Here is a 10,096-nt window from a genome sequence, read left to right as displayed (position 1 = left end):
GCCGGGCTACGGCTACCCGCAACACGGTCAGCCCGGTCAGCCCGGTCAGCCCGGTTACGGGTACCCGCAGCCCGGGCAGCCGGGTCACCCCGCGCAGCCCGACGGACAGACCCCGCCGCCACCGCCGCCTCCGTCGCAGTAATCGCCTCACCCGATCGGCCCCTTTCGAGGGGCCGGTCCCCTTCGTGGCCCGCGCCGTTCCCACTCGGCGCGGGCCACGGCGCGTTCCGGGGCGAAATCCGTTGCCAGGCCCTGGCCAGGAGGGCGTCAGTGGTCTCGACCAATGGACATGAAAAGCTCGCCAATTCGTTATTTCCGCAGGCCACAAGGGGTGAATGCGCCGTTGACGCGTAGAGATGGCCGCTGATAGACACACTCATCATCCATCTGACACCTGATCACCCTGATCAACCTGACACCTGATCAGCCGTCCTTCCCGTCCGAGCGATGACGCGAGGTCCGACCATGGGCACGAAAGATCAGACACGCAGCCTCCCGCGCGGCCTCAGGCTCGCAGCCATGGCCGGGGCGGCCGCGCTCACCCTCACCGCCGGTCTCGCGACCCCGCTCGACCCGGCGCCCCGGCAGGCTCGGGCGGCCGACGACGGCAAGAAGGTGCTGACCGTGGCGGTGGCGCAGAGCGTGGACTCGCTCAGCCCGTTCCTGGCGGTCCGGTTGCTCAGTACGAGCATTCACCGGCTCATGTACGAGTACCTGACGAACTACGACCCCAAGGACAACCACGCCATCCCGGGCCTGGCCACCGAGTGGGAGCCGTCGCCGGACAAGCTGACCTGGACGTACACGATCCGCTCGAACTCCAAGTGGTCGGACGGCGAGCGGGCCACCGCCGAGGACGCGGCGTGGACGTTCAACAAGATGATGACCGACGACGGGGCGGCCACGGCGAACGGCAGCTACGTCGGGAACTTCAAGAAGGTGACGGCCCCGAGCCCCACCAAGCTGGTCATCGAGCTGAAGAAGCCGCAGGCCACGATGACCGCGCTCGACGTGCCGATCGTGCCGAAGCACGTGTGGGAGAAGGTCTCGGACTTCTCCGAGTTCAACAACGACAAGAGCTTCCCGGTGGTGGGCAACGGGCCGTTCGTGCTGACCGGGTACAAGGCCGACAGCTACGTCCGGCTCAAGGCCAACAAGAGCTTCTGGCGCGGGTCACCGAAGTTCGACGAGCTGGTCTTCCGCTACTACAAGGACCAGGACGCGGCGGTGTCGGCGCTGCGCAAGGGCGAGGTGTCGTTCGTCGCCGGTTCGCCGTCCCTGACGCCCGCTCAGGCTGCGTCCCTTCAGGGTGCGGAGAACGTCAAGGTCAACGACGCCCCCGGCCGCCGTTTCTACGCCCTCGCCACCAACCCGGGCGCGAAGGCGAAGAACGGCGAGAAGTTCGGCGACGGCCACCCGTCCCTGCTGGACCAGCGGGTGCGGAACGCGCTGTTCAAGGCCGTCGACCGCAAGGCCATCATCGACAAGGTGTTCCAGGGGCACGCGGTCGAGGGCGAGGGGTACATCCCGCCGCGCTTCTCGCAGTACTTCTGGAAGCCGTCCGGCAGCCAGAAGCTGACGTACGACCCGGCCGAGGCGGCTCGGATGCTCGACCAGGCGGGTTACAAGAAGAACGGCGACGGCAAGCGCGTCGGCAGGGACGGCAAGCCCATCACCTACCGGGTCCTGTGCCACGCCACCGACCCGAACGACAAGGCGGTCGGCAAGTACCTCCAGGAGTGGTGGGGCGAGCTCGGCATCGGTGTCCGGCTCAACTGCCTGGACAACGTGACCGACCCCTGGCTCGCCGGCAAGTACGACCTGGCCTTCGACGGCTGGTCGGTCAACCCGGACCCGGACTTCGTGCTGTCCATCCACACCTGCGGGGCGCTCCCGGCGACCCCGAAGGACACGGGCGCGACCGACAACTTCATCTGCGACAAGAAGTACGACGAGCTCTACGCCCGGCAGCTCGCCGAGTACGACCCCGCCAAACGGGCGGACATCGTCCAGCAGATGGAGTCGCGGCTGTACGACCTCGGGTACATGAACGTCATGGCGTATCCGAACGCAGTCGAGGCCTACCGGACGGACCAGATCAAGTCCATCACCACCATGCCGGCGAAGGCGGGGAACATCTACGGCCAGGACGGCTACTGGAGCTGGTGGTCGGCGGTCCCGGCACAGTCGAGTGGCTCGTCGGACAGCGCGTCGTCGACCGGGGTCGTGGCCGGGATCGTCGGGGGTGTCGTGGTCCTCGCCGGGCTCGGCGTCTTCGCGGCGATGCGGCGGCGCTCCACCGCCGAGGACCGCGAGTAGAGCGGGCGAGCGGAACTCATGACCGCTGACGCGACACCCGCGCTGGTCGAGGAGAGGAAGCCGGCGGCCGGGCCCCGGGCACGCAAGAGCTCCGCCTATCCGCGCTACCTCGCGGGCAAGGTGGCGGGCGCGGCCGTATCGCTGCTGGCCGTGCTCGTCACCAGCTTCTTCCTCTTCCGGCTGATCCCCGGCGACCCGGTGAAGACCATGACGGGCGGCCGTCAGGTCTCGGCCGAGCAGCTGGCCGCCTATCGCGAGGAGTTCGGGCTCGACCTGCCGCTGTGGCGGCAGTTCACGGACTACTGCGGCAAGGCGCTCACCGGCGACTTCGGGACGTCGTACCAGTTCCGTGCCCCCGTCGTCGACAAGATCACGGAGGCGCTGCCGAACACCCTGCTGCTGACCGGGACCGCCTTCGTCCTCTACACCGCGCTGGGCATCTTCCTCGGCACCCGCTCGGCATGGCGGCGCGGCGGGCTCGGCGACCGGATCAACACCGGCCTGGCGCTCACGCTGTACTCCATCCCGTCCTTCTGGCTCGGGCTGCTGCTGATCATCGTGCTGTCGGTGGGCATCGGCCCGGTCCCGGGCATGTTCCCGACCGGCGGCATGGAGTCGGGCGGCGAGGAGGGCTTCGCGTACGTCCTCGACGTGGCGCACCATCTGGTGCTGCCGGTGATGACGCTGGTGGCCGTGGAGTACGGGCAGACGCTGCTGGTCACGCGGTCGGCGCTGCTGGACGAGATGGGCAGCGACTATCTGACGACCGCGCGGGCCAAGGGGCTGCGCGACGACCTGGTGCGGCGCCGGCACGCCGTGCCGAACGCGCTGCTGCCGACCGTGACGCTGATCTTCATCAACCTCGGCCGGACGGTGGCGGGCGTGATCCTGGTGGAGACGGTGTTCTCCTGGCCGGGCCTCGGCGGGCTGTTCTACCAGGCGCTGAGCGTGCCCGACCTGCCGCTGGTGCAGGGGCTGTTCTTCGTGTTCGCCGCCGCGGTGATCGTGATGAACACCCTTGCCGACCTGGTCTATCCGCTGCTGGACCCCCGGGTGGCCCGATGACGACGACGACCGGCACGGGCACGGGCCCGCGCGCCCTCGCCCGGCAGCGCCGCCGGGCCTCCGTCGCGCGCTTCTGGCGGCAGTACCGCGCCGAACGGGCGGGGCTGTACGGCCTGACCGCGCTCGCCCTGTGCGCGCTGCTGGCGCTGTTCGCGCCGCTGCTCGTCGGCTCCGACGTGAGCAGTGTGACCGACGCGCCGGGGCGTCCGATGCAGAGCCCGAGCGCCGAGTTCCCCCTCGGCACGGACCAGTTCGGGCGGGACCTGCTCGGCCTGGTGGTCTGGGGCTCGCGGGTGTCGCTGCTGGTCGGGCTGCTCGCGGCCGTGCTGTCGGTGGCGATCGGCACCCTGATCGGGGTGACGGCCGGACACTTCAAGGGCTGGTACGCGACGGTGATGATGCGGATCACCGACTGGTTCCTGGTCATGCCGACGCTGGTGCTGGCGATCGCCCTGGCGACGGTGATGTCCCGCTCGCTGACCACGATCGTCGTCGCGATCGGCGTCACCACCTGGCCGACCACGGCCCGGCTGGTGCGCGCGCAGACCCTCGCCGTGGAGACGCGGCCGTACATCGAGCGGGCGAAGGCGCTCGGCGGCGGGCACTGGCACATCATGTCCCGGCACGTGCTGCCCAACGTGATGCCGCTGGTGCTGGCGCAGACGACCCTGATCATCTCCTCGGCCATCCTCGCCGAGGCGACCCTGGCCTTCCTCGGCCTCGGCGACCCCACGGTCGTGTCGTGGGGCGGGCTGCTCCAGGACGCCCGCGAGGCGGGCGCGGTCAGTGCCGGGGACTGGTGGTACCTGGTACCGCCGGGCCTCGCCATCGCCGTGGTGGCGCTGGCGTTCACGCTGTGCGGGCGGGCCGTGGAGTCCGTCCTCAACCCCAGGCTGGGGGTGTCGCGGTGACGCTGCTGGACGTCAGGGACCTGACGGTGACGTACGCGGGCGGGGCGGCCGCCGTGCGCGGGGTGGATCTGCGCCTGGACGCCGGCCAGAAGCTCGGTCTGGCCGGGGAGTCCGGCTGCGGCAAGTCCACGCTGGCGCTGGCGCTGTTGCGGCTGCTGCCCGCCGGGACCCGCATCACGGGTGAGGTCCTGCTCGACGGCGAGGACGTGCTGACGATGAAGTGGGGCCGGGTGCGGGCGGTCCGCTGGGCCGGAGCCTCGGTCGTCTTCCAGGGGGCGATGCACTCCCTGAACGCAGTTCACTGCATCGGCGACCAGATCGCCGAGCCGATCCTGCTGCACAGGAAGGCGACACCGGCCGGGGCGAAGAAGAAGACCGGGGAGCTGCTGGAGCACGTCGGCCTGCCCGCGGCCCGCGCGGACGCCTATCCGCACGAGTTGTCCGGCGGGCAGCGGCAGCGCGTCATGATCGCCATGGCGCTGGCCTGCGATCCCCGGCTGATCATCGCCGACGAGCCGACCACCGCGCTCGACGTGATGATCCAGGCACAGATCCTCCGGCTCATCGAACAACTGGTCGCGGACCAGGACCTGGGCCTGATCATGATCAGCCACGACTTGGCGGTCCTCGCCGACACCTGCGACCGGCTCGCGGTGATGTACGCGGGCCGGGTGGTCGAGGAGGGCCCGGCCCAACAGGTGTACGAGGACGCCCGGCACCCGTATGCCAGGGCCCTGTCGGCCGCGTTCCCGCGCATCGGCGACCCGGCCTCGCGGTTCGCGCCGCAGGGGCTGGCGGGCGACCCGCCCGACCCGGCGGCGTTGCCGTCCGGCTGTACGTTCCATCCGCGGTGTCCGGTGGCGCTGGAGTCCTGCCCCGAGCAGGACCCGCTGCTGCGCGGGGCGGGGCCGGAGCGCCGGGCGGCGTGCGTCCTGGTCGGGCCGTCGGCGGAAGAGCCCCGCGCGGAGCCTCAGGATCCGGAGGCCCTGGAGGAAGCGAGGCCCAGTACGCCATGACCACGTCCCCCACGACCCCCGAGGTCACCACGGCACCTCTGCTGAGCGCCCAGGACCTGCACGTCACCTTCCCCGGCCGGCACGGCGGCCCCCGGGCCCGCGCGGTGGACGGGGTCGACCTCGACATCAGGCCCGGCGAGATCGTCGCGCTGGTCGGCGAGTCCGGCTGCGGCAAGACGACCCTGGCCCGCTGTCTGCTGGGCCTGGTCGAGCCGACCTCGGGCCGGGTCACCTTCGACGGCCGCCCGCTGGAGTACTCCGGCCGGTCCCTCAAGGCGTACCGCAAGCGCGTCCAGCTGGTCCTCCAGGACCCGAGCGGCTCGCTCAACCCGCGGCACACGGTGTACGACGCGGTCGCCGAGGGCCTGCGCATCCACGGGTACGGCGGCGACGAGCGGACGGCGGTCGCCGAGGCCCTGTCCCGGGCCGGCCTCCGCCCCCCGGAGCGCTTCTTCCTCCGCTATCCGCACGAACTGTCCGGCGGGCAGCGCCAGCGGGTCGTCATCGCGGGCGCGCTCGTCCTGGAACCCGAACTCCTCGTCGCCGACGAGCCGGTGGCGTCCCTCGACGCCTCCGTGCGCGGTGAGATCCTCGCCCTGCTGCTGCGGCTGCGCACCGAGCTGGGCCTGTCCGCGCTGGTCGTCACGCACGACCTGGGACTGGCCTGGAACATCGCCGACCGGGTCGCCGTGATGTATCTGGGCCGGATCGTGGAGACGGGCGCGGTGGAGCAGGTCCTGACCGCACCCCGCCACCCGTACACCCAGGCCCTGCTGTCGGTGCTCCCCGAGGCGCCCGGCGACCCGGTGGTCCTCACCGGCGAGCCCCCGGACCCGTCGCGGGTGCCGTCCGGCTGCCGCTTCCACGCCCGCTGCCAGATCCTCGCGAGCGGAGAAGCGGAACGGGCGGGCGTCGCGGACGCGTGCCGCGACCAGGACCCGGAGATCCTCGACGGCAGCGGCACGGCCCAGGTGGCATGCCACTGGGCGACACGCTGAGGGTGAAGCCGGACGGGACCGCCCGGCTCACTGCGTCGCCCGGCCAGGGCTTGTCTTGTGGATCACGCCGCGCGAGCCGTGGACCGTAGGATCGGGGGTCATTGCTGCGTGAGGGGGGCGGGATGGCTGGGACTTCCCCGGCTTCAGGCGACGTACTGGAGCCGGTGAGGCGACACTTGCGAGACCCTTCGTACGACTTCGACGTGGGGCCTGGCTGGCGGCGGTTGGTGCTTGAGTGCCATCAGGCGGTTGTCGCGGAGTTCCTGGAGTACGAGCTTCTTGCCGTGAAGCAGAAGTGGGGGTCTTTGTGCTTCCAGGCGTTCCCGCGGCCGTGGAAGCATGGCGGCAACTGGACGGGGGCCGAGTCCGCACGTGTCAGTGCTGTCACTGAAGCGTTCGCCGACCGCAGTGAGGGCATCTGCGAGCGGTGCGGTGCAGCCGGCTCACTGCGTGAGAGCCGGCGGATCCTTCTGGTGCTGTGCGATCGGTGCGAGACGCGCGTTCCGGAGCACGGTCGTCTCTGACCGGTGCTGGCTGCTCGTCACCGCGCCGAAGCAGTACTGCTCGGGCAGGTGCACCCACTGAAATGCCCTAGGTGCGAGATCTCCCGGCATGAGCGAGGGCGCTGGGGGTCCGGCAGCCGACGATCGCCGGGGCCTCCTGGACGAGCGTGTCGTCCGTCAGTGCCTCCACCATGAACAGGGCGAAGTCCACCCGCCGTGTCAGATTGCTTGCCAGTACCGGATCGCCCACGTGCCGGCTCCACACGGGCAGGCCCTGGCTCTCGCCCTCCTCCAGGGAGCTGCCGCGCACCACGGTCCACGCGGTGTCGCTGGCGAACACCCGCCGGCACGCCTCGACCTGGTCGTCGAGTTCGACGGCGCGGACGAGCTTGGCCAGCACGGTGGCGATCCGGACGCCCAGGGTGAACAGCCGTGAGTACCTGTCCTTGCCGTCGCGTGTGATGTGCCAGCCGCAGGAGAAGACCAGGCGCGCGCCCGGCCGTGCGTGGTCGAGCACCGCCTGTGCCGTGCCCGACGCGTACTGCCGCACCCCCCACGGCGCCAGCACCGTCAGCACGCCGTCGCACCCGGCGACCGCCCGTCGGATCACCTCCGGGTCGTCGGTGTCCCCGGGGACGACGGTCATCCGGCCTTCGAACGCGGCCAGCTTCGGCACGCTGCGCTCCCGGCACACCCCGACCACCTCGTAGCCGCGCTCCAGCGCGTGCCCGACCATGTACTGCCCGAGCTTCCCCGAAGCCCCGACGATGCAGACCTTCTTCACGCGATCCGCGTTCATGGCGCGGCCCCTTTCGCCGGGATGCCTACCTTATATTGTAAGGCAAGCTAGCCTTATGCTGTAAGGCGGTCAAGGGGAGCGCACGAGCGAAGCCAGAAAGAGGGCCTGGATGCGCGAGGGAAACAAAGGCCGGCGCGGGGCGTCGGCGCGCACTCCGCTCAGCCGCGAGCGCGTGATCCGCACGGCGATGGCAGTGGCGGACGAGAAGGGGGCGGCCGCGCTCACCATGCGGGCCATCGCCGAACCGCTGGGCGTCGAGGCGATGTCGCTCTACCACCACGTCGCGGGCCGGGAAGACATCCTCGACGGCATGGTGGACGCGGTGTTCGGCGAGATCGACCTACCGCCGCGCGACAGGGACTGGAAGAGCGCCCTGCGCCACCGCGCGGACTCCGCCCGTGCCGTCCTGCGACGCCACCCCTGGGCCGTCGGCCTCATGGACTCCCGTTCCCAGCCCGGCCCGGCGACCCTGCGCCATCACGACGCCGTCATCGGAACGCTGCGCGCCGGAGGATTCTCCGTCCCCATGGCCGCGCACGCCGTCTCGCTGATCGACAGCTACCTGTACGGGTTCGTGCTCCAGGAGGTGAGCCTGCCGTTCAGGGGCGCGGCGGAGCTGGACGAGGTAGCGGGCGCCATCCTGCGCGACATGCCCGCCGACACCTACCCCCACCTCACCGAACTGGCCACCGAGCACGTCCTCAAGCCCGGCTACGACTACGCCGACGAGTTCGCCTTCGGCCTCACCCTCATCCTCGACGCCCTCCACCCGGACGAGGCCCCGAGCGCATAGCGAGTACCGCAGAGCGAGTACGCGGATGGGCCAGGGGGACGCTAGGCGGACCGCTCGGCCGCCGCCACCAGCTCCCGGCAGCGCTTGACGTCCTCGGCGATCTGCTCCAGCAGCGCGTCCAGCGTGTCGAACCTGGCCTGCCCCCGCACGAACGCCAGGAAGTCGACGGCGACATGGAGGCCGTACAGGTCGAGGCCCACCCGGTCGATGGCGTACGCCTCCACCGTGCGCTCGGTGCCGTCGAACTGCGGGTTCGTGCCGACGGAGATCGCGGCCGGCATCGCCTCGCCCTGGGCGTGCAGCCAGCCGGCGTAGACACCGTCGGCCGGGATGGCGGTGTGCGGCAGCGTCTCGACGTTGGCGGTCGGGAAGCCCATCTCGCGGCCGCGCTGGGCGCCCCGGACGACGACGCCCTCCACCCGGTGCGGACGGCCCAGGATCTCGGCGGCGCCCTCGACGTCGCCCTCGGCAACCAGACGCCGGGTCAGCGTCGAGGAGAACGGCTCGCCGCCGCCCGCCTCGCCCGTCACGTACAGGTCGACGACCTCGACCTCGAAGTCGTAGGTCTTGCCCTGCGTGGACAGGAACTCCACGTTCCCGGCGGCCTTGTGGCCGAAGCGAAAGTTGGGGCCCTCGACGACCGCCTTGGCGTGCAGCTTGTCGACCAGGACTTTGACGACGAAGTCGGCCGGGGACAGCTTCGAGAACTCGGTCGTGAAGGGCAGGATGAGCACCGCGTCCACACCCAGGTCGGCCATGAGTTCGGCGCGGCGGTGGTGCGGGGCGAGCAACGGCGGGTGGCTGCCGGGGCGGACTACCTCGCTGGGGTGCGGGTCGAAGGTGACGACGACGGCGGGCACGCCCAGTTCGCGGGCGCGGTTCACGGCATGCCGGATGATCAGCTGGTGTCCGCGGTGGACTCCGTCGTAGGAGCCGATGGTGACGACGCTGCGCCCCCAGTCCTGGGGGATGTCCTCCAAGCCACGCCAGCGCTGCACTGTGCCTGCTCCTTGTCGAAAGCTCGTCGAACCCGTGTCCGTGGTTGTTGCTGGTTGCCTCGTACGCAGGTCTAAGGGTGCCATGCCGGGTGTCCCCGGCCCGCATCGGCATGGGAGCTGTGACGGGGTGCACGACGCTTCGTCCCCTCCGGCGTGCGCGGGGTCCCCCTCAGACGGGCACGCTCACACCGGCCAGGCTCTCGATCGTCCGGTGGGCGCTCGGCCCGACCAGCACCGCCCAGTCCTCGGGCGCGTCGGCCAGCCAGCGGACCACGCGTGCGGCGAAGCCCGGCACGTGCCGGGCGAGGTCGACCAGCGCGCGGTCGAAGCGGGCCGCGCCCTCCGGGGTGCACACGAGGAGCAGTCCGACGCGGCGGACGAAGTCGCGCAGTTCGTCGCCGCCGTTCCGGGCGGCGGCGTGCAGCAGCGTGTCCAGGACGTCGGTGTCGTGCTCGCGGGCCAGGAGCGCGTCGCGCAGCTCGCGCCGCAGCGGGCGGGAGGCGGGGATGCCGGGCGGGGTGAGGACCGCGGCGAGGGCACACCGCAGCCGCACCGGGYCGCCCTCCAGCAGGCCGGTGACCAGCGGCAGGAGCACGGCCCGGGCGGCAGGACCCCGGTCGAGCCGCTGGTCCACGTACGCGGCCACGTGCCCGGCGAGTTCCGGCCGCCGCTCCGCCGCCCGCCCCACCAGCGC

At 71.2% G+C, this 10,096-nt stretch carries 8 protein-coding genes and 1 pseudogene; 6 read left to right on the top strand and 3 right to left on the bottom strand.

Annotated elements, in window-relative coordinates:
* Positions 1-465 precede the first annotated feature (465 nt).
* The 5 genes from CA983_RS34230 to CA983_RS34210 are packed head-to-tail and all read left to right on the top strand — an operon-like array spanning position 466 to position 6,309.
* The gene (locus tag CA983_RS34230; protein ID WP_086604663.1) at positions 466-2,319 is read left to right on the top strand and encodes an ABC transporter substrate-binding protein; all 1,854 of its coding nucleotides are present in this window, start codon (positions 466-468) and stop codon (positions 2,317-2,319) included.
* An 18-nt stretch (positions 2,320-2,337) separates the two neighbouring features.
* Entirely contained in the window at positions 2,338-3,384 is a 1,047-nt protein-coding gene (locus CA983_RS34225; protein WP_086604662.1) for an ABC transporter permease, read from the top strand.
* A complete protein-coding gene (locus CA983_RS34220) occupies positions 3,381-4,295 on the top strand; it encodes an ABC transporter permease (RefSeq protein ID WP_086604661.1) in 915 nt (304 codons plus the stop codon). The genes CA983_RS34225 and CA983_RS34220 overlap by 4 nt, the downstream gene beginning before the upstream one ends.
* A complete protein-coding gene (locus CA983_RS34215; RefSeq protein ID WP_086604660.1) occupies positions 4,292-5,311 on the top strand; it encodes an ABC transporter ATP-binding protein in 1,020 nt (339 codons plus the stop codon). The genes CA983_RS34220 and CA983_RS34215 overlap by 4 nt, the downstream gene beginning before the upstream one ends.
* The gene (locus CA983_RS34210) at positions 5,308-6,309 is read left to right on the top strand and encodes an oligopeptide/dipeptide ABC transporter ATP-binding protein (protein ID WP_086604659.1); all 1,002 of its coding nucleotides are present in this window, start codon (positions 5,308-5,310) and stop codon (positions 6,307-6,309) included. The genes CA983_RS34215 and CA983_RS34210 overlap by 4 nt, the downstream gene beginning before the upstream one ends.
* A gap of 591 nt (positions 6,310-6,900) precedes the next feature.
* On the opposite strand, the gene CA983_RS34200 is transcribed toward CA983_RS34210, so the two are convergent.
* Positions 6,901-7,611 (bottom strand): NAD(P)-dependent oxidoreductase, encoded by a 711-nt coding sequence (locus CA983_RS34200; protein WP_086604657.1) that lies wholly within the window; start codon positions 7,609-7,611, stop codon positions 6,901-6,903.
* A gap of 109 nt (positions 7,612-7,720) precedes the next feature.
* Here CA983_RS34200 and CA983_RS34195 point away from each other — a divergent pair, with 109 nt between their 5' ends.
* Positions 7,721-8,404, top strand: a complete 684-nt coding sequence (locus tag CA983_RS34195) for a TetR/AcrR family transcriptional regulator (protein ID WP_244207214.1) — start codon at positions 7,721-7,723, stop codon at positions 8,402-8,404.
* A 41-nt stretch (positions 8,405-8,445) separates the two neighbouring features.
* On the opposite strand, the gene CA983_RS34190 is transcribed toward CA983_RS34195, so the two are convergent.
* Both CA983_RS34190 and CA983_RS34185 read right to left on the bottom strand, forming a co-directional pair.
* The gene (locus tag CA983_RS34190; RefSeq protein WP_086604656.1) at positions 8,446-9,402 is read right to left on the bottom strand and encodes a bifunctional riboflavin kinase/FAD synthetase; all 957 of its coding nucleotides are present in this window, start codon (positions 9,400-9,402) and stop codon (positions 8,446-8,448) included.
* Between the two features lie 169 nt (positions 9,403-9,571).
* Positions 9,572-10,096 (bottom strand): annotated as a pseudogene (locus tag CA983_RS34185) (serine protease); the annotation flags it as partial.

Source organism: Streptomyces swartbergensis, assembly GCF_002148965.1.
Lineage (GTDB): Bacteria > Actinomycetota > Actinomycetes > Streptomycetales > Streptomycetaceae > Streptomyces > Streptomyces swartbergensis.
This window is presented reverse-complemented; position numbering and strand designations above follow the sequence as displayed.